The organism is Roseicyclus persicicus (genome assembly GCF_012395815.1).
Taxonomy (GTDB): Bacteria; Pseudomonadota; Alphaproteobacteria; order Rhodobacterales; family Rhodobacteraceae; genus Roseicyclus; species Roseicyclus persicicus.
In genome coordinates, this window is sequence record NZ_JAAZQQ010000001.1 from 705,569 (window position 1) to 730,439 (window position 24,871).

The 24,871-nt window shown below is 71.4% G+C and carries 22 protein-coding genes; 15 read left to right on the top strand and 7 right to left on the bottom strand.

Annotated features, from left to right (window positions below; genetic code table 11):
* Positions 1-53: 53 nt before the first annotated feature.
* The 3 genes from topA to tldD all read right to left on the bottom strand — a co-directional run bounded on the left by topA (position 54) and on the right by tldD (position 5,853).
* Positions 54-2,750, bottom strand: coding sequence for a type I DNA topoisomerase (topA, locus tag HCU73_RS03670; protein WP_168622029.1), 2,697 nt, complete (start codon positions 2,748-2,750; stop codon positions 54-56).
* A 340-nt stretch (positions 2,751-3,090) separates the two neighbouring features.
* Positions 3,091-4,254 (bottom strand): DNA-processing protein DprA, encoded by a 1,164-nt coding sequence (gene dprA / locus HCU73_RS03675; protein ID WP_168622030.1) that lies wholly within the window; start codon positions 4,252-4,254, stop codon positions 3,091-3,093.
* Positions 4,255-4,428: 174 nt separating this feature from the next.
* Positions 4,429-5,853, bottom strand: coding sequence for a metalloprotease TldD (gene tldD / locus HCU73_RS03680; RefSeq protein ID WP_168622031.1), 1,425 nt, complete (start codon positions 5,851-5,853; stop codon positions 4,429-4,431).
* Positions 5,854-6,037: 184 nt separating this feature from the next.
* On the opposite strand from tldD, the gene coxB reads away from it, so the two are divergent.
* The 10 genes from coxB (at position 6,038) to HCU73_RS03730 (ending at position 15,107) form a co-directional block, all read left to right on the top strand.
* On the top strand, positions 6,038-6,928 hold the full coding sequence (gene coxB, locus HCU73_RS03685; RefSeq protein WP_168622032.1) for a cytochrome c oxidase subunit II: 891 nt from the start codon (positions 6,038-6,040) through the stop codon (positions 6,926-6,928).
* Between the two features lie 96 nt (positions 6,929-7,024).
* Positions 7,025-7,963, top strand: a complete 939-nt coding sequence (gene cyoE / locus HCU73_RS03690; RefSeq protein ID WP_168622033.1) for a heme o synthase — start codon at positions 7,025-7,027, stop codon at positions 7,961-7,963.
* A complete protein-coding gene (locus HCU73_RS03695) occupies positions 7,963-8,157 on the top strand; it encodes a hypothetical protein (RefSeq protein WP_168622034.1) in 195 nt (64 codons plus the stop codon). Before cyoE ends, HCU73_RS03695 begins: the two co-directional genes overlap by 1 nt.
* Positions 8,154-8,723, top strand: a complete 570-nt coding sequence (locus tag HCU73_RS03700; protein ID WP_168622035.1) for a cytochrome c oxidase assembly protein — start codon at positions 8,154-8,156, stop codon at positions 8,721-8,723. Before HCU73_RS03695 ends, HCU73_RS03700 begins: the two co-directional genes overlap by 4 nt.
* Before the next feature lie 27 nt (positions 8,724-8,750).
* On the top strand, positions 8,751-9,569 hold the full coding sequence (locus HCU73_RS03705; RefSeq protein ID WP_168622036.1) for a cytochrome c oxidase subunit 3: 819 nt from the start codon (positions 8,751-8,753) through the stop codon (positions 9,567-9,569).
* A 175-nt stretch (positions 9,570-9,744) separates the two neighbouring features.
* Positions 9,745-10,419: an SURF1 family protein gene (locus HCU73_RS03710; RefSeq protein WP_168622037.1), complete on the top strand. Its 675-nt coding sequence runs from the start codon at positions 9,745-9,747 to the stop codon at positions 10,417-10,419.
* A gap of 14 nt (positions 10,420-10,433) precedes the next feature.
* On the top strand, positions 10,434-11,822 hold the full coding sequence (thrC, locus tag HCU73_RS03715; RefSeq protein WP_168622038.1) for a threonine synthase: 1,389 nt from the start codon (positions 10,434-10,436) through the stop codon (positions 11,820-11,822).
* A complete protein-coding gene (locus HCU73_RS03720) occupies positions 11,819-13,081 on the top strand; it encodes an insulinase family protein (protein WP_168622039.1) in 1,263 nt (420 codons plus the stop codon). The genes thrC and HCU73_RS03720 overlap by 4 nt, the downstream gene beginning before the upstream one ends.
* Complete coding sequence (locus HCU73_RS03725; RefSeq protein WP_168622040.1) at positions 13,081-13,665, top strand: GNAT family N-acetyltransferase; 585 nt, start codon at positions 13,081-13,083, stop codon at positions 13,663-13,665. The genes HCU73_RS03720 and HCU73_RS03725 overlap by 1 nt, the downstream gene beginning before the upstream one ends.
* 44 nt (positions 13,666-13,709) lie before the next feature.
* Positions 13,710-15,107: an FAD-binding oxidoreductase gene (locus HCU73_RS03730; RefSeq protein WP_168622041.1), complete on the top strand. Its 1,398-nt coding sequence runs from the start codon at positions 13,710-13,712 to the stop codon at positions 15,105-15,107.
* A gap of 197 nt (positions 15,108-15,304) precedes the next feature.
* Here HCU73_RS03730 and metG read toward each other — a convergent pair whose 3' ends face one another.
* The 3 genes from metG to HCU73_RS03745 all read right to left on the bottom strand — a co-directional run bounded on the left by metG (position 15,305) and on the right by HCU73_RS03745 (position 19,018).
* The gene (gene metG / locus HCU73_RS03735) at positions 15,305-17,014 is read right to left on the bottom strand and encodes a methionine--tRNA ligase (protein ID WP_168622042.1); all 1,710 of its coding nucleotides are present in this window, start codon (positions 17,012-17,014) and stop codon (positions 15,305-15,307) included.
* 74 nt (positions 17,015-17,088) lie between these two features.
* Positions 17,089-18,303, bottom strand: a complete 1,215-nt coding sequence (locus tag HCU73_RS03740; RefSeq protein ID WP_168622043.1) for an MFS transporter — start codon at positions 18,301-18,303, stop codon at positions 17,089-17,091.
* 94 nt (positions 18,304-18,397) lie between these two features.
* The gene (locus HCU73_RS03745) at positions 18,398-19,018 is read right to left on the bottom strand and encodes an ImuA family protein (protein WP_168622044.1); all 621 of its coding nucleotides are present in this window, start codon (positions 19,016-19,018) and stop codon (positions 18,398-18,400) included.
* 112 nt (positions 19,019-19,130) lie between these two features.
* Here HCU73_RS03745 and HCU73_RS03750 point away from each other — a divergent pair, with 112 nt between their 5' ends.
* On the top strand, positions 19,131-20,177 hold the full coding sequence (locus tag HCU73_RS03750) for an aldo/keto reductase (protein WP_168622045.1): 1,047 nt from the start codon (positions 19,131-19,133) through the stop codon (positions 20,175-20,177).
* 204 nt (positions 20,178-20,381) lie between these two features.
* Complete coding sequence (locus HCU73_RS03755; protein ID WP_168622046.1) at positions 20,382-21,008, top strand: SGNH/GDSL hydrolase family protein; 627 nt, start codon at positions 20,382-20,384, stop codon at positions 21,006-21,008.
* 110 nt (positions 21,009-21,118) lie between these two features.
* Here the strand turns inward: HCU73_RS03755 and HCU73_RS03760 are convergent, their stop codons facing one another.
* A complete protein-coding gene (locus HCU73_RS03760) occupies positions 21,119-21,982 on the bottom strand; it encodes a helix-turn-helix domain-containing protein (protein ID WP_168622047.1) in 864 nt (287 codons plus the stop codon).
* Positions 21,983-22,107: 125 nt separating this feature from the next.
* Here HCU73_RS03760 and HCU73_RS03765 point away from each other — a divergent pair, with 125 nt between their 5' ends.
* From HCU73_RS03765 to HCU73_RS03775, 3 genes are read left to right on the top strand one after another with little or no spacing between them, the layout of a single operon-like run.
* Complete coding sequence (locus HCU73_RS03765; protein ID WP_168622048.1) at positions 22,108-22,989, top strand: fatty acid desaturase; 882 nt, start codon at positions 22,108-22,110, stop codon at positions 22,987-22,989.
* 37 nt (positions 22,990-23,026) lie between these two features.
* Complete coding sequence (locus HCU73_RS03770; RefSeq protein ID WP_168622049.1) at positions 23,027-23,941, top strand: DMT family transporter; 915 nt, start codon at positions 23,027-23,029, stop codon at positions 23,939-23,941.
* A complete protein-coding gene (locus HCU73_RS03775) occupies positions 23,938-24,870 on the top strand; it encodes an AEC family transporter (protein WP_168622050.1) in 933 nt (310 codons plus the stop codon). Before HCU73_RS03770 ends, HCU73_RS03775 begins: the two co-directional genes overlap by 4 nt.
* The last annotated feature ends 1 nt before the right edge of the window (position 24,871 follow it).

Below are 24,871 nucleotides of genomic sequence, written 5' to 3' on the forward strand. Positions count from 1 at the left end.
TACGGAAAGCTGCAGCTTTCCGCCTGCGTTGTCCTGCAGGACGACGCCCCGCCTCAGCCCTTGGCCGATTTCCCCTTGGCCTTGGCGGGCGCCTTGGCCTTCGCCTTGGCCGCCGGCTTCTTGGCCTTGCCCTTGCCGCCCTTGGCCGCCTTCTCGGCGATCAGCTCCAGCGCCTGCTCCAGCGTCACCGCCTCGGGCGCCACGTCCTTGGGCAGCGTCGCGTTGACCTTGTCCCACTTCACGTAGGGCCCGTAGCGGCCCGGCATCACCTGCACCGGCCCGCCGTCCGGGTGCTCGCCCAGCTCCTTCAGCGGCGCCGCGGCGGCCCCGCGCCCGCGCCCGCCCGCGGCCTTGGCCGCCAGCAGTTCCACCGCCCGGTTCATGCCGATGGTCCAGACCTCGTCGACCTCGGGCAGGTTGGCGTAGAGCGGCTTGGCCGCCTCCTTGGCCTTGTAGCTGACGTAGGGCCCGAAGCGCCCGATCGCGGCCTCGACCGGCGCGCCGTCCTCGGGGTGCGCCCCGACGAGGCGGGGCAGCGACAGGAGCTTCAGCGCCTTCTCGATGTCCATCGCGTCAGCGGCCCAGCCCTTGGGCAGCGAGGCGCGCTTGGGCTTGGGGTTGTCCTCGGTCGCGTCGCCCAGCTGCACATAGGGCCCGAAGCGCCCGTCGCGCAGCGTCACCGGCTGCGAGGTGTCGGGGTCGACGCCCAGCATCTTGCCGTCGGGGCCGATGCCGGTGCCGTCCTCGGCATCGGGGTTCGGCGGGCCGAAGGGGCGGGTGTAGCGGCACTCGGGGTAGTTCGAGCAGCCGATGAAGGCCCCGCCCGAGCGCGCGGTGCGCATCGACAGCCGGCCGTTGCCGCAGACCGGGCAGGCGCGCGGATCGCCGCCGTCGGCGCGGGCCGGGAACAGGTGCGGCTCCAGCACCTCGTTGATCTTGTCCAGCACCTCGGTGATGCGCAGCTCCTCGGTCTCGGCCAGCGCCGCCGAGAAGTCGCGCCAGAAGGCCTGCAGCACGTCCTTGTAGGCGCGATCGCCGGCGCTGACCTCGTCGAGCTGGTTCTCGAGGTCGGCGGTGAAGTCGTACTCCACGTAGGTGCGGAAATAGTTGACGAGGAAGGCCGTCACCAGCCGCCCGATGTCCTCGGGGATCAGCCGGTTCTTGTCCTTGCGGACGTAGCCGCGGGCCTGGATCGTGTCGAGGATCGAGGCGTAGGTCGAGGGCCGCCCGATGCCCAGCTCCTCCATCCGCTTGACCAGCGTCGCCTCGGTGTAGCGCGGCGGGGCCTGGGTGAAATGCTGCTGCCCGATCACCGCGCCGTCGCCCGACATCAGCGCGGCCTCGTGCTCGGCCATGGCGCCCGACGCGGGCGGCTGGCCGGTGATCTTGCCCCATTCCGCGGCGTAGGCGCGGGCGCTGGGCTTCACCGCGTCGCCCTTGGCGATCTGCGGCAGGCGGCGGTCGTCCTCGTCCTCGGCGTCGTCGCGGCCTTCCTCGTAGACCTTGAGGAACCCGTCGAACAGCACCACCTGGCCCGTCGCACGCAGCTCCACCTGCCCGTCGGCGGCGGCGACGGTGACGGTGGTGCGCTCAAGGCGCGCGGCCTCCATCTGGCTGGCGATGGTGCGCTTCCAGATCAGCTCGTAGAGCTTGCGCTGGTCGTCCTCGGACAGGCGCAGGTCGCCGGGGCCCTTGGACATGTCCGTGGGCCGGATGCACTCGTGCGCTTCCTGCGCGTTCTTGGCCTTGTTCTTGTACATGCGCGGGCTCGACGGCACGTAGTCCTTGCCGTAGCGCGCGGCGATGGCGTCGCGGGCGGCGTGGACGGCCTCGGGCGCCATGTCGATGCCGTCGGTCCGCATGTAGGTGATGTGCCCCGCCTCGTAGAGCCGCTGGGCCGCGCTCATGGTCTGGCGGGCGCCCATGCCGAACTTGCGGCTCGCCTCCTGCTGCAGCGTCGAGGTCATGAAGGGCGGCGCGGGGTTGCGCGCCGTGGGCTTGGCCTCCACGTCGGTGACCGACAGCGCGCGGGAGGACACGGCCTGCACCGCAAGCGACGCCTCGGCCGCGGTCTTGAGGTCGTAGCGGTCGAGCTTCTTGCCGCGGAGGTGCGTCAGCCGCGCCTCGAAGCTCTGGCCGCGGGGGGTGTCGAGCATGGCGCGCACCGACCAGTATTCGCGGGGCCGGAACGCCTCGATCTCCATCTCGCGGTCGACGATGATGCGCAGCGCGACCGACTGCACCCGGCCCGCGGATTTCGCGCCGGGCAGCTTGCGCCAGAGCACCGGGCTCAGGCTGAAGCCCACGAGGTAGTCGAGCGCGCGGCGGGCGAGGTAGGCCTCGACCAGCTCCATGTCGACCTGCCGCGGCGCCTTCATCGCCTCGGTCACGGCGGATTTGGTGATCGCGTTGAACACCACGCGGCTGACCTGGGTGCCGGCCTTGATCGCCTTGCGGCTGGTCAGCGCCTCCTGGAGGTGCCAGCTGATCGCCTCCCCCTCGCGGTCGGGGTCGGTGGCGAGGATCAGGGTGGGGTCGTCCTTGAGCGCGTCGGCGATGGCCTTGACGTGCTTCTTGCTCTCGGGGGCGACCTCCCACTGCATCTCGAAGCCCTGTTCGGGGTCGACCGAGCCGTCCTTCGAGGGCAGGTCGCGGACATGGCCGTAGGAGGCGAGGACCGTGTAATCGCTGCCGAGATACTTGTTGATGGTCTTGGCCTTGGCGGGCGATTCGACGACGACGACGGGCATGGGTACGCTTCCTCTCGGGCCGGGGGGGCCTCGTGGCGGCGGACCATGTGGGGTCTCGGCCCGGCTTGTCAATGCGGCAGGGCGGGGGCGGAAGCGCCTAATTTTCAATGAGGGTTTTTTCGGGGGGCCGCGCGGGCCGGGGCCGGGACGGGTTGGAGCCGTGCCGCCGGGCCCGCCGTTCCCCGGACGATCCTGCCGGCCGATGCGGGCACGGCGGGGCCCCGACCCACGCCCCGGACGACGCGGCTGGGGCGTGGACCCGCCGGCCTCGGGGACCGGCCCGGCACCGGGCGGGTGGAGGGGCACGGCCCTGCCCGGCCGCCGCGGGCCCGGGCGCGGGTCAGAGCCGCGTGACGAGGCCGCCCCCGCCGCGGGCGATCCGGCCCGCCATCTCCAGCACGGCCAGCGCCTGGGCCACCGCGCGGGCCGGGCGGCCGAGGTCGCGGATCAGCTGGTCCTCGGCCACGGGGCCTGCGCCGAGCAGGTCGAGGATCGCGGCCTCGTCGCCGCCGGGCGGGGGCGGGGCAGGGGGCGCCGGTGCGACCGGCGCCTCGGCCCTGGGCGCGGCGCGGGCCGGGGCGGGGGCGCCCCCGGGCGTGCCGAGCGCCTCGATCACGTCCTCGGCGCCGCGCACCAGCAGCGCGCCGTCGCGGATCAGGAGGTTGCCGCCCCCCGCCCGGCTGTCGAGCGGATGGCCGGGCACCGCCATCACCTCGCGGCCCTGGTCGAGCGCCATCCGCGCCGTGATGAGCGAGCCCGAGCGCGTCGCCGCCTCGATCACGATCACGGCGCGCGACAGGCCGGCCACGATGCGGTTGCGGCGCGGGAAGTGGCGCGCCTGCGGGTCGAGGCCGAAGGGCATTTCCGACAGGCACAGGCCGCGCTCGGCGATGGCGCGGGCGAGGTCGGCGTTCTCGGGCGGGTAGATCACGTCGAGGCCGCCCGCCATCACGGCGACGGTGCCGGTCTCGAGCGCCGCTCGGTGCGCGAGCGCGTCGATGCCGCGGGCCAGCCCCGAGACGACGACGAAGCCCGCCGCGCCGAGGTCGGCGGCCAGGTGGCGCGCCATCCGCGACCCCAGCGCCGAGGCGTTGCGGGTGCCGACCAGCGCCAGCATCGGCCGGGCCATGAGCGACGCCCGCCCCCGGGCCCAGAGCACCGGGGGCGCGTCGGCGATGCCGGCCAGCGGCGCGGGGTAGTCGGGATCCCCGAGGCAGATCATGCGGGCGCCGGCGCGGGTCGCCGCGCGCAGCTCGGCCAGCGCGACGGGCTCGGGGCAGGGGCTGTAGCCCTCCACGCCGGCGGCGCGGGCGACCTCGGGCAGCGCCGCGAGCGCGGCACCTGCGTCGCCGTGTTCGCCCATCAGCCGCAGGTAGGTGGCGGGGCCGACACGGCGCGACCGGATCAGGCGCAGCCGTGCAAGGCGCTCGGCCGCGTCGGCGGCGGGGGGCGGGAGGCTGGCGGGGGCGGATTCGGCGAATCCGAACTCGGTCTCGGGGCTCATGCCCGGCAGGCTAGGCCCGTGCCGGTTAACGCGAGGTTACCGGCGCCGACCGGGGGCGGGAGAGTTTTGCAAAACTCTCCCCACGCCCTTGCAAGGGCGTGGGCCAGAGCCTTGCAAGGCTCTGGTCCGTTTCTTGCAAGAAACGGGCCAGCCTTTTGCAAAAGGCTGGTGCCCTCAGGCCGCCGAGCCGCCCACCGTCAGCCCGCCGATCAGCAGCGTCGGCTGGCCCACGCCCACCGGCACCCACTGCCCCGCCTTGCCGCAGTTCCCCATGCCGGGGTCGAGCGCCATGTCGTTGCCGATCGCCCGGATCTGCTGCAGCGCCGTCGCCCCGTCGCCGATCAGCGTCGCGCCCTTCACCGGGGCGCCCACCTTTCCGTTCCTGACCCGGTAGGCCTCGGTGCAGCTGAACACGAACTTGCCGTTGGTGATGTCGACCTGCCCGCCGCCGAAGCCCACGGCGTAGATGCCGTCTTTCACCTCGGCCACGATGTCGGCGGGGTCCGTGTCGCCGCCCAGCATGTAGGTGTTGGTCATCCGCGCCATCGGCGCATGGGCGTAGCTCTCGCGCCGCCCGTTGCCCGTGGGCGCGACGCCCATCAGGCGGGCCGACTGCCGGTCCTGCATGTAGCCCACCAGGATGCCGTCCTCGATCAGCACGTTCCTGCCCGAGGGCGTGCCCTCGTCGTCCACGCTGATCGACCCGCGCCGGTCGGGGATCGTCCCGTCGTCCAGCACCGTCACCCCCGGCGCGGCCACCCGCTGGCCCATCAGCCCGGCGAAGGCCGACTGCTTCTTGCGGTTGAAGTCGCCCTCGAGCCCGTGGCCCACCGCCTCGTGCAGCAGGATGCCCGGCCAGCCCGGCCCCAGCGCCACGTCCATCACGCCCGCGGGCGCGGGTTCCGCCGACAGGTTCACCACCGCGATTCGCAGCGCCTCGCGCGCCACGCCCTCCCAGTGGCCGCGGGTCAGCAGCCCGGTCAGCCCGATCCGCCCGCCGCCGCCCGCCGAGCCGGATTCGCGGCGGCCGTTCTCCTCGACGATGACCGACACGTTCAGCCGCACCATGGGGCGCACGTCGCGCACGCGCGTGCCCTCGGGGCGCAGGATCTCGACCTCCTGGTGGCTCGCGGCGAGCGAGGCCGACACCTGCACCACGCGGGGGTCGAGGGCGCGGGCGAAGGCGTCGATCTCGGCCAGCGTCTGCAGCTTGACCGCGAACTCGGCGCCCGACATCGGGTCGGCGTCGGTGTAGAGGCGGCGGTTGGTGCCCATCGGCGCCTCGGCCATCGTGCCGCCGCCGTCGCCCACGGCCAGCCGCGCGGTCTCGGCGGCCCGGCGCAGCGCCGCCTCGGAGATCTCGGTGGAATGGGCGTAGCCCGCGACCTCGCCCTTCACCGCGCGCAGGCCGAAGCCTTCGGCGGCGTCGTAGCTGGCCGTCTTGACCCGGCCGTCGTCGAACACCAGCACCTCTGACCGGCGGCGTTCCAGGAACAGCTCGCCGTCCTCGGCCCCGTCGGTCGCCGCGCGCAGGATCGCCAGCGCCGCGCCCTCGTCCAGAAGCGTGTCGAAGGGGCGGAACGGGGTGGGATCTGACATGGCGGCTCCGGGGGATGCTTCGCTGCGGCGCAAAATGATCCAGGTCAACTTTGCGCGGGGTGAGACATTTCGACCAAATGCGTCGGCTCGCCCCCAGCTATATGGTCCGCCCGACGTTGAACGCAACGGTGGGCCGTGCGAGGGAGCCACGGGCGGCGCGCCGCGAATGACAGGACAGACGGGAATGACGTTTCGCAAGACGCTGAGCGGCCTCTGGGCCGGTATTGGTGCAACCCTCGTGGCCGGCGCGGCCGCGGCCCAGACGGCGAGCCTGCGCGAGGGCCTCGAGATCATCGGCGCCCCCACGCCCGGTGCGATCGGCTTTCAGCCTGGCGTGACCGAGGTCGCGCGCGACATCCGCGCGCTCGACAGCTTCCTGCTGGTCATCATGACCGTGATCGTGCTGTTCGTGACCGCGCTGCTGATCTGGTCGATGGTGCGGCACAACGCCCGCGCCAACCCCAAGCCCGCGACCTTCACCCACAACACCAAGATCGAGGTCACCTGGACCGTCGTGCCGCTGGTGATCCTGGTGGTGATCGGCGCCTTCTCGCTGCCGGTGCTGTTCAAGCAGCAGACCATCCCCGAGGCCGACGTCGTCGTGAAGGCGACCGGCTACCAGTGGTACTGGGGCTACGAGTACCCCGAGCACGGCATCGCCTATGACAGCTTCATGCTGCAGGAGGACGAGCTGGCCGAGTACGGCTACGGCCCCGACGAGCACCTGCTGGCCACCGATACCGCCATGGTCGTGCCGACCGGCGCCACCGTCGTGGTGCAGGTCACCGCCGCCGACGTGATCCATTCCTGGACCGTGCCGGCCTTCGGCGTGAAGCAGGACGGCGTCCCCGGCCGCCTGGCCGAGCTGTGGTTCGAGGTCGAGGTGGGCCAGGAAGGCGTCTACTTCGGCCAGTGCTCCGAGCTCTGCGGCGTGAACCACGCCTACATGCCGATCACCGTCTTCGCCGTGACGCAGGAGGAATACGACGCCTGGCTCGCCGGCGAGGCGCAGGAATTCGCCTCGATCGGCAACATGCGCGCCCCCGGCGTGATCGAACTGGCCTCGGCCGAGTGACCGAAGGGGCCGGGCCTTGGGTCCGGCCCGCAGACCGGGCCCTGGCCCGGTGAACCTTCCGGGCCGAGGCCCGGTCTACGGACCAAAGCGAGCACGATGACCGACCTGACCACCAACACGACCGCCAAGGCCGCCGAGGGCGAGGCCCGCTTCGGCGACTACGTGCAGCTGCTCAAGCCGCGCGTGATGTCGCTCGTGGTGTTCACAGCGCTGGTCGGCCTGCTGGTCGCGCCGGTTCCGGTCGACCCGATGATCGGCTTCACCGCGATCCTGTTCATCGCGCTGGGCGCCGGCGCCTCGGGTGCGCTGAACATGTGGTACGACGCCGACATCGACCGCGTGATGCGCCGCACCGCGCGCCGCCCCGTGCCCGCGGGCCGGGTCGAGGCGGGCGAGGCGCTGTCGCTGGGGCTGTGGCTGTCGGCGATCTCGGTGGCGATGCTGGGGCTGGCGACGAACTGGATGGCCGCGGGCCTCCTGGCCTTCACCATCTTCTTCTACGCGGTCGTCTACACGATGTGGCTCAAGCGCGCGACGCCGCAGAACATCGTGATCGGCGGCGCGGCCGGCGCCTTCCCCCCGATGGTGGGCTGGGTGGCGGCGACGGGCTCGGTCAGCCTCGAGGCGCTGCTGATGTTCGGCCTGATCTTCATGTGGACGCCGCCGCATTTCTGGGCGCTCGCGCTGTTCATGAAGTCGGACTACCACGAGGCCCGCGTGCCCATGCTGACCGTGACCCATGGCCGGGCCGAGACCCGGCGGCAGATCCTGATCTACACCGTGCTGCTGGTGCCGGTGGCGCTGGGCCTGGGCTTCACCTCCGTCGCGGGCCCCGTCTACCTGGCGGCCGCGCTGGTGCTGAACGCGGTGTTCCTCAAGGGCGCCTGGGACATCTGGCGCCGCGACGAGGCCGCGGCCGAGGCCGACGGCTACGCCACCGAAAAGCGCGTGTTCCGCTTCTCGCTCTATTACCTGTTCCTGCATTTCGGCGCGCTCCTGGTCGACGCCGGCCTGCGCAGCTGGGGGATCGCCTGATGCCGATCACCGAAACCCATGACCTGCACAAGCGCCGGCTTGGGCGCAACGTGGGCGTCGCGCTCAGCCTCGTGGCCTTCGCGGCCATCGTCTTCGGCCTGACGGTCGCCAAGATCCGGCAGGGCGCCTCGATGGAGGCCTACGACCACGCGCCGCGCGTGTCGATCACCCCGCCCGTGGAGACCGGCCGATGACCCAGAACCAGAAGGTCGTGACCCGGCTGCTCGGCGTGATCGTCCTGATGGGCGGGCTCGCCTGGGCCTCGGTGCCCTTCTACGACTGGTTCTGCCGCGTGACCGGCTTCGGCGGCACCACGCAGGTGGCCGAGCAGGGTAGCGAGACGGTTCTGGACCAGACCATCCGCGTCCGCTTCGACGCCTCGCTGGCACGCGACATGCCCTGGGAATTCCGGGCGATGCAGCCGCACATGGACATCCGTATCGGCGAGACGGGGCTTGCGTTCTACGAGGCCTACAACCCGACCGACCAGCCCGTCGCCGGTACCGCGAGCTTCAACGTCGCGCCCTACGAGACCGGGGCCTATTTCGTGAAGATCGCCTGCTTCTGCTTCGAGCTGCAGGTGCTGCAGCCCGGCGAGCGGGTCGAGATGCCGGTCAGCTTCTTCGTCGATCCCGCCATCCTCGACGACGCCGAGGCGCGGGGCACGCCCGCCATCACCCTGTCCTACACCTTCCACGTGACGGACATGCCCGAGGATTACGCCGCGCTCGGGCCCGAGCCCGAGACCGTGGCCAACTAGAGAACAACCGGACCGAGGACGACACCCATGGCCCATACCAAGAACCACGACTACCACATCATCAACCCGTCGATCTGGCCGCTGATGGCCGCGGGCGCCGCCTTCATCATGCTGTTCGGCGCGGTGAACTGGATGCACGGCGGCGCGCCGTGGATGTTCGCGATGGGCTTCGTCGCGGTGCTCTACGTCATGTTCGGCTGGTGGGCCGACGTGGTGGCCGAAAGCAACGCGGGCGACCACACGCCGGTCGTGCGCATCGGCCTGCGCTACGGCTTCATCATGTTCATCATGTCCGAGGTCATGTTCTTCGCGGCGTGGTTCTGGGCCTTCTTCAAGCACGCGCTCTACCCGATGAGCGAGTACGAGGCGTCGCAGTACGTGATGCCCGAGATCTACGCGGTGGACCCGTTCCACCTGCCGCTGATCAACACGCTGATCCTGCTGCTGTCGGGCTGCGCGGTGACCTGGGCGCACCACGCGCTGGTCCATGGCGGCCCGCGCCGCGACGTGGCCAACGGCCTGATCATCGGCGTCGTGCTGGGCCTGGCCTTCACCGCGCTGCAGGCCTTCGAGTACTGGGAACTGATCGCGCACTACGACTGGGTGTTCGGTCAGGACAAGTTCTTCTCGACCTTCTTCCTGGCCACCGGCTTCCACGGCCTGCACGTCATCATCGGGACGATCTTCCTGTTCGTCTGCTGGCTGCGGGTGCTGAAGGGCCATTTCACCGCCGAGAAGCACATCGGGTTCGAGGCCGCGGCCTGGTACTGGCACTTCGTCGACGTGGTATGGCTGTTCCTCTTCTTCGCGGTCTACATCTGGGGCCAGGCGCAGGTCGTGCACTGACCCTGCGCGCCGGGCGCCCGTGACCCCGGTCGCGGGCCTGCCCGGCGGCGCGCCCCGCGGCCGGCGTCTGTCCTTGCGTATTTGGGGAAAGATGAAGGGGCAGGGCGCGCGTTAACCTTAACGGGACATGAAGGGCCTGCCGTCGGGGCGGGCCCTTTCCTTGGGAGAGGATGGCATGGGACGGGTGATCGGGGCGCTGGTGCTGGGGCTCGGGGGGGCGGCGATCCTGCTGTCGCTCGGGGTCTGGCAGGTGCAGCGGCTGGGGTGGAAGCAGGGCGTGCTGGTCGAGATCGAGGCGCGCATCGCGGCCGACCCCGTCGACCTGCCCGCCACGCCCGACCCGGTGGCCGACCGCTACCTGCCCGTGGCGGTGACGGGCGTCTTCGGGGAGGGTTTCGTCCGCGTGCTGGTCAGCCAGCGCGGGATCGGGGCGGGCTACCGGATCATCTCGCCCCTGGAGACCGCCGAGGGCCGCCGCCTGCTGGTCGACCGGGGCGTGGTGCCGGTGGCCGACGCGGTGCCGCTTGCGCCCGAGGGCGTGGTGACCGTCACCGGCAACCTGCACTGGCCCGAGGAGCGCGACGGCTTCACGCCCGAGAACGATCTCGACGACAACATCTGGTTCGCCCGCGAGGTCGACGTGCTGGCCGCGCATCTGGAAACCGGGCCGGTGCTGGTCATCGCGCGGTCGCTGGACCCGGCCGAGGCGGGCGTGACCCCCCTGCCGGTGGGGACCGAGGGCATCCCGAACGACCACCTGAACTACGCCATCACCTGGTTTTCGCTCGCCGCGGTCTGGTTGGGGATGACAGGCTTCCTGCTCTGGCGTATCAGGCGGCGATCTGAGTGAGGACGGCCGCGCCGATGCGCTACATCTCGACCCGGGGGCGCGCCCCGGAGCTGAGCTTCGAAGACACCATGCTGACGGGCCTTGCGCGCGACGGGGGCCTTTACGTGCCCGCCGAGCTGCCGCGCATGACCGAGGCCGAGATCGCCGCGCTGGCGGGCGTCAGCTACGAGGAGGCCGCGTTCCGCGTGATGCGGCCCTTCCTCGGCGACGCCTTCGCCGACGACGAGTTCCGCGGGATCATCGCGCGCGCCTACGCGGGCTTCGGCCATGCCGCCCGCGCGCCGCTGAAGCAGCTGCAGGACAACCATTTCCTGCTGGAGCTGTTCCACGGGCCGACGCTGGCGTTCAAGGATTTCGCCATGCAGCTGATCGGCCAGCTGTTCCAGGCGGCGCTGGCCCGCCGGGGCGAACGGGTGACGATCGTTGGCGCGACGAGCGGCGACACCGGGTCGGCGGCGATGGAGGCCTTTCGCGGCCTCGACAACGTGAACGTGTTCATCCTGTTCCCGCATGGCCGCGTGTCCGAGGTGCAGCGCCGGCAGATGACGACGGTGACCGAGGCCAACGCCCATGCGCTGGCCATCAGCGGCACCTTCGACGACGCGCAGGCGCGGCTGAAGGACATGTTCAACGACTTCGACTTCCGCGACGAGGTGCGGCTGGCCGGCGTCAACTCGATCAATTTCGCCCGCGTGCTGGCGCAGGTGGTCTATTATTTCACCTCCGCCGTCGCCCTGGGCGCGCCGCACCGCGCCGTCAGCTTCTGCGTGCCCACTGGCAATTTCGGCGACATCTTCGCAGGCTACCTCGCCAAGCGGATGGGCCTGCCGATCGAGCGGCTGGTGGTGGCGACGAACCAGAACGACATCCTGCACCGGGCGCTGGCCTCGGGCGATTACGAGACGCGCGAGGTGGCGCCCTCGATCTCGCCCTCGATGGACATCCAGGTCAGCTCCAACTTCGAGCGCGCGCTGTTCGACGCCTACGGCCGCGACGGGGCGGCGGTGGCGCAGCTGATGGACGAGTTGAAATCGGGCGGCGGGTTCCACATCTCGCAAGGGGCGCTGCAGGCGCTGCGCGGCGATTTCGCCAGCGGCCGGGCGTCGGAGGCCGAGACCGCCGCCATGATCGCCCGCGCCCGGGCCGAGATGGGCGAGCTCCTGTGCCCCCATTCCGCCGTGGGCGTGCATGTGGCCCAGGACTTCCTCGGCGCGACGCCGATGGTCACGCTGGCCACCGCGCACCCCGCGAAGTTCCCCGACGCGGTCGAGGCGGCCACCGGCATCCGGCCGCCCCTGCCGCCCCGCATGGCCGACCTCATGCAGCGCCCCGAGCGGGTGACGCGGGTGGGCAACGATCTGACCGAACTGGAAACCCTGATCCGAAAGGCGCTCGCCGCGTGACCCTCGACCTGCACACCCTGAAGAACGGCCTGCGCATCGTCACCGAGCACATGCCGGGGCTCGAATCCGCGGCGCTGGGCCTGTGGGTCTCGGCGGGCGGGCGGCACGAGGCGGCGGACCAGAACGGGATCGCCCATTTCCTCGAGCACATGGCCTTCAAGGGCACGAAACGGCGCAGCGCCCAGCAGATCGCCGAGGAGATCGAGGACGTGGGCGGCTACATCAACGCCTACACCTCGCGCGAGGTGACGGCCTATTACGCCCGCGTGCTCAAGGACGACGTGCCGCTGGCGCTGGACCTCGTGGCCGACATCGTGCTGAACCCGGTGTTCGACCCGCGCGAGATCGAGGTGGAGCGCGGCGTGATCCTGCAGGAGATCGGGCAGGCCGCCGACACGCCCGACGACATCATCTTCGACTGGCTGCAGGAAGAGGCGTACCGCGGCCAGCCGCTGGGGCGCACCATCCTGGGGCCGGCCGAGCGCGTGCGCGCCTTTGGCCGCGCCGATTTCGACCGCTTCGTCGCGCAGCATTACGGGCCGGGGCAGCTCATCCTGTCGGCGGCGGGCGCGGTGGACCACGACCAGATCGTGCGGCTGGCCGAGCAGGCCTTCGGGCACCTGCCCGCCTCGGCGCCGGTGACGCCCGAGCCCGGCGCCTTCACCGGCGGCGAGCGGCGCGAGGTCAAGGCGCTGGAGCAGGCGCATTTCACGCTGGCCCTCGAGGCGCCCGGCTACAAGTCCGACGACATCTACACCGCCCAGATCTACGCGACCGCGCTTGGCGGCGGCATGTCCTCGCGCCTGTTCCAGGAGATCCGGGAAAAGCGCGGCCTGTGCTACACGATCTATTCGCAGGTCGGCAGCTACGACGACACCGGCCTCCTGACGATCTACGCCGGCACCTCCGGCGAGGAACTGCCCGAGCTGGTCGGCCTGACCATCGACGAGATCCGCCGCTCCACCGAGGACATGACCGAGGCGGAACTGGCCCGCGCGCGGGCGCAGATGAAGGCGGGCCTGCTGATGGGCCTCGAAAGCCCCTCGGCCCGGGCCGAGCGGCTGGCGCGGCTGGTGGCGATCTGGAACCGGGTGCCGCCGCTGGAGGAAACCGTCGAGCGGATCGACGCGGTGACGCTGGCGGGCCTGCGCGACCACGCGGGCGCGCTCCTCCAATCGGGGCGGGCGGCGATGGCGCTCTATGGTCCCGTCGCGGACGCGCCCGAGCTTGGCCGCGTGACGGAGCGTCTGGCCGCCTGATGCTGTCGCGGAAACGGCACCTCCGGCTGGACACGGGGCGCCTGTCGCTCCGCCTGCCGCGCCATGCCGATTTCCGCGCCTGGACCGCGCTGCGCGAGGCGTCGCGCGAGTTCCTGTCGCCATGGGAGCCGACGTGGGCCGTCGACCACCTGAGCCGCAAGAGCTTTACCGGCCGCGTCTACTGGGCGCAGCGGGCGGTGACGCAGGGCACGGCGGTGCCGCTGTTCATCTTCGCCCGCGACGACGAGACGCTGCTTGGGGCGATCACGCTCGACAACATCCGCCGCGGCCCGGCGCAATCGGCGACGCTGGGCTACTGGATCGGCGCGCCGCACGCCCGCAACGGCTACATGCGCGAGGCGATCGAGGCGGTGGTGCACTATGCCTACCGGGTGCAGGACCTGAGCCGGGTCGAGGCCGCCTGCCTGCCCGAGAACGCGGCCTCGCGCGGGGTGCTGGAAAAGACCGGCTTCAAGTACGAGGGCGTCGCCCAGAGCTACCTGCAGATCAACGGGCGCTGGCGCAACCACGTGCTCTATGCCCACCTGCGCCACGACCGCCGCGGTCGGACCGAGATCGGCTGACGCCGCCGCTTGCCATTCCAGCAGAAGGGCCCAGTTTCCCCGCCATGACCGACATCCTGACCCGCCTTGCCGCCCTTCTGCCGCCCGCCGCCCTGCGCGAGGCCGGCCCCGCCTACCTCGAGGAGCCGCGCGGCCGCTGGCAGGGCAAGGCGCTGGCCGTGGTGGCGCCGGGCAGCGTGGCCGAGGTGGCGGCGGTGCTGCGGCTCTGCAACGAGACCGGGACGGGGGTCATTCCCTATGGCGGCGGCACGGGCCTCGTCGGCGGGCAGCTGGCCGAGGACGGGGCGCCGCCGGTGATCCTGTCGCTGGAGCGGATGCGCGCGGTGCGCAGCTTCGACGCCGAGGCCGGCACCATGGTGGTCGAGGCGGGCGCGGTGCTGGCCGACATCCACGCCGTGGCCGAGGCCGAGGGCTGGATCTTTCCGCTGACGCTCGCCTCGCAGGGGTCTGCGCGGCTGGGCGGGCTCTTGGCGACGAATGCCGGCGGGGTCAACGTGATCCGCTACGGCAACGCGCGCGACCTGGTGCTGGGGGTCGAGGCGGTGCTGGCCGACGGCACCGTGGTGAACACGCTGTCGCCGCTGCGCAAGGACAACACCGGCTACGACATCCGCCACCTGCTGATCGGGTCCGAGGGGACGCTGGGGGTGATCACGGCGGCGTCGCTCAGGCTGTTCCCCAAGCCCGCCGCGACCGGGGCGGCGATGATGGTGGTCGAAAGCCCCGAGGCGGCGCTGGCGCTGTTGCGCATGGCCAAGGCGCGGATCGGCGATGCGATCTCGGCCTTCGAGCTGATGGGCAAGGAGGGCTTCCTGTTCCTCGACGAGGTCGGCCCCGAGACGCGCCAGCCCTTCGACCCGCGGCCCGACTGGGTGTGCCTCGTCGACGTCGGCATGGGGGCGGGGGGCGACCCCTCGGGCGCGCTGGAGGCGCTGTTCGCCGAGGCCTTCGAGGCGGGGCTGGTCAGCGACGGGGTGATCGCCCAGTCCGAAGCGCAGCGGGCCGAGTTCTGGACCCTGCGCGAGAACATCCCGGCGGCGAACCGGCGGATCGGGGCGGTGTCGTCGCACGACATCTCGGTGCCGGTGGCGGCGATCCCGCGCTTCATCGCCGAGGCGCCGGCGCGGATCGGGGCGGAGGGGCAGTTCCGGCTGAACTGCTTCGGCCACATGGGCGACGGGAACCTGCACTACAACGTGTTCCCGATGCCGGGCAAATCCCGCGCCGACCACGACAACCAGCGCTCGGCCATCAAGCGCGCGGTGCATGACCTGGTGCAGGAGCTGGGCGGGTCGGTCTCGGCCGAGCATGGGGTGGGGCGGCTCAAGGTCGACGACCTGGAGCGCTACGGCGACCCGGGCAAGCTGGTCGCGATGCGGGCGATCAAGGCGGCGCTGGATCCTAGGGGCATCCTGAACCCGGGCGCGGTGCTGCGGGGCTGAAGCGGGCGCCTCGTCGCTGCGCTCCTCGGCGGGACCGCGCGATGCCCGGCCCTGGCGTGGGTGGAGGGTGCGGGAGCCTCCGGCGGGAGTATTTCAGAAAGCAAAGATGAGGGGGCGCGCCTCTGCCCATCTTTGCTGTCCAAATACTCCGGGGGGAGGCCGCAGGCCGGGGGGCTGGCCCCCCAGCGCGGTCGCCGTCAGCTCCGGACGCCGGAAAAGCGCGCCTGCCACTCCGCCCGGGTCTCGTCCGCGATCTTGGCGAACATGACCTCGGGCACCGTGAAGGCGTGGCCCGGCGGCAGGGCGTGGAGCGCGGCCACGGCGCTGTCGGGCCAGGCGGGGTCCACCCCCATCGCGCCCGCCATGGTGGCTGCGGCGTCGGGAATGAAGGGCGAGGACAGCCCCGCGTAGAAGGGGATCAGGTTCAGCGCGAAGCGGGTGATGGCCGCCGCGCGCGCGGGGTCTTCCTTGAACACCGTCCAGGGGCCGGCGGCCTGCAGGTACTCGTTGCCCGCGACCCAGATCGCGCGCAGCTCGGCCGCGGCCTTGCGGATGTCGATGGCATCCATGTGCGCGGCGTAACGGTCGAGGCGCGCCTGCAGGTCGGCGATCAGGGCCTGTTCCTGGTCCCCGTAGGCGCCGCCTTCGGGCACCGTCTCGCCGAATTTCGACCGGCAGAACTTGGTGATCCGGCTCACGAAGTTCCCCAGCACGTCGGCGAGGTCCTTGTTCACGTCCTGCTGGAACGCCTCCCAGGTGAATTCCGTGTCCGAGGTCTCGGGGGCGTGGGACAGGAGCCACCAGCGCCAGTAGTCCGCCGGCAGGATCTCCAGCGCCTGGTCCATGAACACGCCGCGGCCCTGCGAGGTGGAGAACTGGCCGCCGTCGTAGTTCAGGTAGTTGAAGGACTTGATGTAGTCGACGAGCTTCCATGGCTCGCCCGAGCCGAGGATTGTCGCCGGGAAGCTGAGCGTGTGGAAGGGCACGTTGTCCTTGCCCATGAACTGGACGTAGCGCACATCCTCCGCGCCCTTGTCCGTCCGCCACCAGCGTTCCCAGTCGCTGCCCTTGCCCGCGTCGACCCATTCGGCAGCGCAGGCGATGTATTCGATCGGCGCGTCGAACCAGACGTAGAAGACCTTTCCCTCCATCCCCGGCCAGTCCGCGTCGCCCTTTCTGACCGGGATGCCCCAGTCGAGGTCGCGGGTGATGCCGCGGTCCTGCAACCCGTCGCCGTCGTTGAGCCATTTCCGGGCGATCGAGGTGGTCAGGATCGGCCAGTCGGTCTTGGAGTCGATCCAGGCGGACAGCTGGTCGCGCATGGCCGACTGGCGCAGGTAGAGGTGCTTCGTCTCGCGCACCTCGAGGTCGGTCGAGCCCGAGATGGCCGAGCGCGGGTTGATGAGGTCGGTCGGGTCGAGCTGTTTCGTGCAGTTCTCGCACTGGTCGCCGCGGGCCTTCTCGTAGCCGCAGTTGGGGCAGGTGCCCTCGATGTAGCGGTCGGGCAGGAAGCGGCCGTCGGCGTGGGAATAGACCTGTTTCTCGCTCACCTCGCGGATCAGTCCGGCTTCGGCCAGCCGGCCCGCGAAATGCTGGGTCAGGCGGTGGTTCTGCGGGCTGGAGGACCGCCCGAAATGGTCGAAGGACAGGCGGAAGCCGCGGGCAAGCTCGGCCTGCACCGCGTGCATCTCGGCGCAATACTCGGCCACCGGCTTGCCGGCCTTGGCGGCGGCCAGTTCCGCGGGCGTGCCGTGCTCGTCGGTGGCGCAGAGGAACAGCACCTCGGCGCCGCGGGCGCGCATGTAGCGGGCGTAGAGGTCGGCCGGCAGCTGGCTGCCAACCAGGTTGCCCAGGTGCTTGATCCCGTTGATGTAGGGGATCGCCGAGGTGATGAGGATGCGCGCCATCTTGGCCTCCGGGGCTCTGGTCCGGTGCCCCGTTTAGCGCCGCCGCCCGGCGCTGGCCAGAGGGCAGGCGCGGGTCATTTCGACCGGCGGAAGATGCGCCCGACCAGGAACGAGGTGCGGGGGATCCAGACATAGGGGTTGCGGGTGCCCGCCGAGGGGCGTGTGCGCATCCGCACCAGCCCGAACAGCAGCAGCCCCACATGCGCCGCCGCGATGAAGGCGAACAGAGCCGGCGGCCCGTAGGCGGCGATCAGCCACGAGGTGGTCAGCGGCGCCGCGATGGCCCCGATGGCGTAGAAGAACATCAGCGCCGCCGACAGCTCCACCCGCTCGCTGTCCTCGGCCCAGTCATGGGCATGGGCGGCGGCGATGGAGTAGATCGGAAAGCTCGCCGCCCCGAACAGGAGCGCGGCCAGGAACACCGCCACGACGCCAAGCCCCGAGGACGCGACCGTCACCCCGCAGGCCGCGATGGAGGCCACCGAGAACCAGACCAGCACGTGGCGCCGGTCGTGCCGGTCGGCGGCCCAGCCCGCCGGCCATTGCGCGACCGCGCCGCCCAGCACGAAGGCGGCGAGGAACAGGCCGATCTGGTCCGCCGTCAGCCCCACCTGCGCCCCGTAGAGCGGGCCGACCATGCGGAAGGACGCGCCCGAGACGCCCGACACGATCACGCCCGCCACGGCCAGCGGCGACAGGCGCCAGGCGATGCCCGGGCGCAGGCGCGGCGCGGCGCCGGTCTCGGGCTGGGGCGCGCGGGTCAGCGTCAGCGGCAGCAGCGCGGCGCAGCACAAGATGCCCAGCAGGTTGTAGGAGACGTAGGATGCGGGCTCCAGCACCCCGATCATCAGCTGCGCCAGCAGGCTGCCGCCGGTGTCCACCATCCGGTAGGTGCCCATGGTGCGGCCGCGGTTGGCGTTGTCGGTCTTGGCCTGCAGCCAGGCCTCGATGACGGTGTAGCAACCCGCCACGCAGAACCCCGTGGCCGCGCGCATCACCGCCCAGGCATAGGCGTCGACCACCATCATGTGCGCCAGCAGGCCGATGGCGCCCGCCGCCGTGAAGGCCGCGAAGGCGCGGCTGTGCCCGACCGAGCCCATGACCCGCGGCGCCCACCAGCAGCCGATGAAGAAGCCGAAGAAATGCGCCGACCCGAGCAGGCCGATCTGGCCCGTGGTGAAGCCGAGTTCGGTGCCCGACAGCACGTCGAGCGGCCCCACGCCGCCCGACGAGAGCTGCAGGAGCAGCACCGAGAGGAACAGCGCGGCGAAGGAGACGAGAAGGCGCATCGGGTCTTTTCAGGGCGTTACCCTGCCTGCCTAGCGGGGCAGGGCGGGGACTGTCACGCGCGTTTGCGCCATTTCGGCGTCCGTTTGCGCGGGCTCAGGCGGGCTCGGCCATGTCGGCGGCCGCAGGCGCCGGGCGCCCGTCGGGGCCGCGCGCCACCGCCCAGTCGCCCGGGCCCCCGTCGCGCGCCCGCAGCCGCGACAGCCGCCAGCCCGCGGCCTCGGCCCCGTGCGCGGGCTCCAGCCGCCAGCGGCTCTCCACCCCCGCCGCGCCGCCCTCGCCCGGCGTCAGCAGCAGGGCCAGCGGCGCCGTGCCCTGCGCCTCCGCCCCGGCCTCGGCGGCCAGGTGCAGCCGCCGCACCGGCGTCAGGCCCGGCGGCTCGGGCAGGTCGCAGACCACCAGCGGCACCACGCCCGCCCGCAGCGCCTCCTCCATCGCCCACAGCAGGTCCTCCGCCCGCTCGGGCTCCACGAAGATCAGCCGGCCCGGGTCGATCTCGGCCCGGACGCCGGCCATGTGCAGCCGGTCGGGGTGCCAGGCGGGCCGGATCCACAGCACCGGCCCCTGCGCCTCGGCGGCCAGCCACAGCGCCAGCCGCCGCCGCGCGCCGCCGCACAGCTCGTGCGCCCGCGCGCCGGTCAGCCGGAACCGGCCGAGAAGCGGCAGGCCGGGCCGGTCCCGGCGGTGCGACTGGCGGGTCAGTTTCGTGAGGTCCATGGGCCGGAGTATAGATGTTCATGAAATGTTCTCAAGTCCGCCCCGATCCCGGGTTGCACATCCCGCCCCGGCCCCTAGTTTGCCGCCGCGACGCGACGAAAAGGGACAGGACATGCGCAGCATCACCCTCGGCTCGACCGACCTCGAGATCACCGACTACTGCCTCGGCACGATGACCTGGGGCAACCAGACGCCCGAGGATGACGCGCACCGGCAGATGGACATGGCGCTGGATGCCGGCATCACCATCGTCGACACCGCCGAGATGTACCCGGTCAACCCGGTGACGCCCGAGACCGTGGGCCTGACCGAGACGATCCTGGGCAACTGGAACGCCAGGAACCCCGGCCGCCGCGGCGACTACGTGCTGGCGACCAAGATCACCGGCAAGAACGCGGGCTTCGTCCGCCCCGGGCAGGACATCACGCCCGAGACCTTCACCGCGGCGCTGGACGCCTCGCTCGCCCGCCTGCAGACCGACGTGATCGACATCTACCAGCTGCACTGGCCCAACCGCGGCAGCTACCATTTCCGCCAGAACTGGGGCTTCGACCCCTCGAAACAGGACCGCGCCAAGACCCGCGCCAACATGCTGGCGGTGCTCGAGGCCGCGCAGACGGCGGTGCAGGCCGGCAAGATCCGCCATTTCGCGCTCTCGAACGAAAGCGCCTGGGGCACGGCGCAATGGCTCCAGATCGCCGAGGCCCACGGGCTGCCGCGGGTGCAGTCGATCCAGAACGAATATTCGCTCCTCTGCCGCCTCTACGACACCGACCTCGCGGAGCTGGCGGTGAACGAGCAGGTGACGCTGCTGGCCTATTCGCCGCTGGGCGCCGGGCTCCTGACCGGCAAGTACCAGGGCGGCGCCCTGCCCGAAGGTAGCCGCATGGCGATCAACGGCAACCTCGGCGGCCGCAAGACCGACCGGGTGTTCCCCGCCGTCGCCGCCTACCTCGAGCTTGCGGCCAGGCACGGCCTCGACCCGGTGCACATGGCGCTGGCCTTTACCGTGCAGCGGCCCTTCCCGGTCTCCACCATCTTCGGGGCGACGACGGCCGACCAGCTCGGCCGCATCCTCGCCGGGCTCGACGTGACGCTATCCGCCGAGCTGCTGGCCGAGCTCGACACGGTTCACGCGGCGCATCCAATGCCGTTCTGACGCTTTGTGGATAAATCTGGGGATACAACGCGAAAGGGGAATCTTCGCGCCGGTTTTTCGCGGATGTGCGACGAACCTGTCTGAGAAATGAAAGCTGGGTTCGCCCATGCACACGCGGCATCACGCGCCGCCTCCGCGAATTCCCCGTGACAGGCGCGCCGCGCGGCGCGAGACTGCGCCGACCCTGACATGAGGCCCCGACCCATGCCCGTCGTGCTCTGCTATGGCGACAGCAACACCCACGGCACCAAGCCGCTGACCGCGCTCGGCGTCTTCGGCCGCTACCCGCGGGGGCACCGCTGGCCCGACGTCATGGCCGCCGCCCTCGGCCCGGACGTGCAGGTCATCGCCGAGGGGCTGCCCGGCCGCACCACCGTCCACGACGATCCCGTGGAGGGCGGCTGCCGCAACGGCATCGCGGTGCTGCCCGCGATCCTGCACAGCCACCGCCCCATCGACCTGATGGTGGTGATGCTCGGCACCAACGATCTCAAGACCCGCTTCTCCGTCTCCGCCTTCGAGATCGCCCGCTCGGTCGAACGGATCTGCACGCTGGCCCGGGCCGAGGGCGTCGTCGCCGACCTCCTCGTCGTCGCCCCCGCCCCGGTGCGCGAGGCCGGCATCCTCGCCGACACCTTCGCCGGCGCCGAAACGCGCCAGCAGGGCCTCGCCGCCCAGCTCGAGGCCGCCGCCCGCCGCCTCGGTGCGGGCTTCCTCGACGCCGGCGCCCATGTCACCGTCTCGCCCGTGGACGGCGTCCATTGGGAGGAAGACGCCCACCACCGTTTCGGCGCCGTGATGGCCGAGGCGGTCGCGGCCCGTCTCGCCTGACCCGCCCCTTCATCTTTCCCCAAATACGCCCTTCGGGAGCGCCCCATCCGCCCCGCACGACGCCAGCCCACCGCGCGCCCCGCCGAGGAGCACGGCGACGAGGCGCCCCCTCACCCCACCACCTCCCGCAACTGCGCCAGGTAGGCCGGGATCGCCCGCGCCGACACCTCCGCCTCCCGCACCAGCCCGTCGAAATGCCGCGTCACCGTCCGCACCCGGTCGCGGTCGCGGAAGGCGATGTAGTGCCGCCCCATGTAGATCACCGCCATCTTCGGCCCGAACACCGTCACCGGCGCCGAGAACACCTGTCGCGCATCGAACAGGAAGATCCGCAGCGACGGGTAGAACTGCTCGTAAAGCTCCGCGAACCAGTCGATCTGTGCCCGCCGCACCTCCGCGCCCAGCCCAGCGTAGTAACCCTGCCCGCGGGCAAAGCTCTCCAGCTCGTGCACCGGCAGCGCCATCTCGTAATCGGCCTCGGTCAGCCGCATCCAGTCGAGCCGCTCCGCCGCCGCGTCGATCGCCGCGTCGGGGCGCTTGTGCGTCACCGGCGCGTATTCCCAGCGCAGCATCGCGTTGGTCTTCAGCATGTCGGGCAGGGTCGCCGGCACGTGCCGGATCTTGTAGCCCTCGGCCTCCCGGTGCCAGGCGAAGATCTGGTCGTCGAGCCCCGTCGCCCGTCCCGTCTCCGAGATCGACAGCGAGGAATCGACCAGCGCGCCTGCCTGCTCCGGCCGGTCGGTCAGCCCCAGCAGCCAGTCCGCCGACACCCCCAGCGCCTGGGCGCAGGCCGCCACCACATGCCCCCCCGGCATCCGCGTGTCGCCCTCGGCCAGCATCTGCGTCACGCTCGACCGGTCCACCCCGATCGCGCGCGCCAGCGCCGCCCGGCTCAGCCCTGCCGCCGTCAGCCCCGCGCCCAGCCGCTCGCGGAAGGTCGCCGCGACGCCGCGCTTGTCGATTTTCGTCACCATCGTTGAGAATCCATCACAACGTTGAGAATTGGTGGAGAAAACCCTGACTGCCCAACCTTTTCAAGATCACATATCCGTGACGGCAGGCGCGACCCTCGCGCCCGCACCCGACCCCGAGGGCCACCATGCGCGTCGAATGGCCGACGTTCCTCTTGATCTGCGCCACCTACGCCGCCTTCGCCGCCTGCCTGGTCTGGCTCCCCGGCCTCAGCCTCGCCCTCGCCATCCTCGCGCTGATCCCGGTCATCGCGCTGCAATCCTCGCTGCAGCACGAGGTGATCCACGGCCACCCCTTCGCCGAACGGCAGCTGGGCGAGATCCTCGCCTTCCCCTCGCTCAACCTCGCCATCCCCTACCTGCGTTTCCGCGACACGCATCTCGCGCACCACATGGACGCGACGCTGACCGACCCCTACGAGGACCCGGAATCGAACTACCTCGACCCGGCCGTCTGGGCTCGCCTGCCGCGCCCGGTGCGGGCGCTGCTCAACGCCAACAACACGCTCGTCGGGCGGATGCTCCTCGGCCCCGCCATCGGCCAGGCCGCCTTCATGGCCGCCGATCTCCGCCTGATCCGCGCGGGCGACCGCCGCGTGCTGGCGGCCTGGGCCTGGCACCTGCCCCCCACCGCCGCGATCGTCGCCCTCGTCCTCGCCTCCGACCTGCCGCTCTGGGCCTATCTGGTCGCCTGCTACGGCGCGCTCTCGGTGCTCAAGATCCGCACCTTCCTCGAACACCAGGCGCACGAGCGCGCCCGCGGCCGCACCGTCATCATCGAGGACCGCGGCCCGCTCGCCTTCCTGTTCCTCAACAACAACCTGCACGTGGTCCACCACATGCACCCCAAGCTGCCCTGGTACCGGCTGCCGCGGATCTACTTCAACAACCGCGACAAGTACCTGTCGCGCAACGCGGGCTACCGCTACGCCAGCTACGCCGAGGTGTTCCGCCGCCATTTCCTGCGCGCCAAGGACCCGGTGCCGCACCCGCTCTACCCGCAGAAATAGATTGCAGGCCGGGGGCTTGCGGCGCATGTGAGGCGCCATGCCCCTCTGGATCACCGCCACGATCTTCGCCGCCTTCCTGCAGAACCTGCGGTTCCTGCTGCAGCGGCACCTCAAGGTCACGACGCTCTCGACCATGGGCGCGACATGGGCGCGCTTCGCCTTCGCCACGCCCGTCGTGGCGGTCTCGCTCGCGCTCTGGCTCGGGGTCAGCGGGCAGGCGCTGCCGGGGTCCACGCCCGCCTTCTGGGCCTACGCCGTCATCGGCGCCATCGCGCAGATGCTGGCCACCGCCTGCGTCGTGGCCCTGTTCGGGCGGCGCAACTTCGCCGTCGGCGTGACGCTGGCCAAGACCGAGGTGATCCTGACCGCGCTGATCGGCCTCGTGGTGCTGGGCGAGGCGGTGTCGGCCCCGGCGCTCCTGGCCATCGGGATCGGCTTCTTCGGCGTGATCCTCCTGTCCGACCCCCCGAAGACCGACGTGGCCCTGCCCTGGCGCGCGCGGCTCTTCAACGCCGCCTCGGGCTACGGGCTGGCCTCGGGCCTCCTCTTCGGGGTCTCGGCGGTCTGCTACCGCGGCGCCACCCTCAGCCTCACGGGCGGCGACGAGCTGCTGCGCGCGGCCACCGCGCTCCTGACGGCGACGACGGTCCAGACCGTCACCCTCGGCCTCTGGCTCGCGGCGCGCGAGGCGGGCCAGATCGCCCGCGTCCTCGCCGCCTGGCGGGTCTCGGCGCTCGTGGGCCTCACCTCGGCGCTCGGCTCGCTCGGCTGGTTCACCGCCTTCGCCCTGCAGACGGCGGCCTATGTCAAGGCGCTCGGCCAGGTCGAGCTCCTGTTCACCTTCCTGTTCTCGGTGTTCTGGCTCCGCGAACGGTCATCGGCCAAGGAGATCGGGGGCGCGGCCCTCCTCGTCGCCTCGGTCCTCCTCATCTTCCTCGGGGCCCTCGCATGATCGCCATCGCGCTCTCCATCGCGCCGATCTTCCTCCTGATCGTCACCGGCTACGCGCTCCGCCGCGGCGGCATCCCCTCCGAGGAATTCTGGACGCTGAACGACCGCCTCGTCTACTTCGTGCTGATGCCGGCGCTGTTCTTCGTGCTGATCTCCGACACCGACCTGTCCGACCCCAACCTCATCCCCTTCACCGCGACGCTCTACGCCGGTTTCTTCCTCGCCGTCGGCGCGGCCACCGCCGCCGCGATCCTGCTGCGCTACGAGGGGCCGCAGGCGACCTCGATCCTGCAGGGCGCCAGCCGCTTCAACACCTTCATCTCGCTCGCCGTGGCCGAAACCCTCTACGGCGCGCCCGCGCTGCAACTGGCGGTGCTGGCCGCGGCGGTGCTGGTGCCGGTGGTGAACCTGACGGTGGTGGGCCTGTTCTCGGTCCTCCTGCCGCGGCCGGGCAGCCCGGTGCTGGTGAACGCGGCGCGTGGGCTGGCGACCAACCCGCTGATCCTGTCGATCCTGGCGGGGGCCTGCGTGAACTGGCTCGGCTGGGGCCCGATCCCGGTGCTGCAGGACACGCTCGCGGTGCTGGGGCAGGCGGCGCTGCCGATCATGCTCCTGTGCGTCGGGGCCAGCCTCAAGCTCCGCGGCCTCCATGCCGAGCTGGTGCCGATGGCCATCGCGGCGGGCACCAAGCTGGTGCTCTTCCCGCTGGTCATCCTGGGCCTCGCGCTGCTTCTCGGCCTGCCGCCCCTGACGGCGCAGGTGGCGCTGATCTACGGGGCGCTGCCCACCGGGGTCGCGGCCTACACGCTTGCGCGCCAGATGGGCGGCGACGCCCCCCTGATGGCCGCGATGATCACGGTGCAGACGCTCTTGGCCTTCGCGCTGATGCCGCTCTGGCTCAGCCTCGGGGAACGGGTCTTCGGGCTCTGAC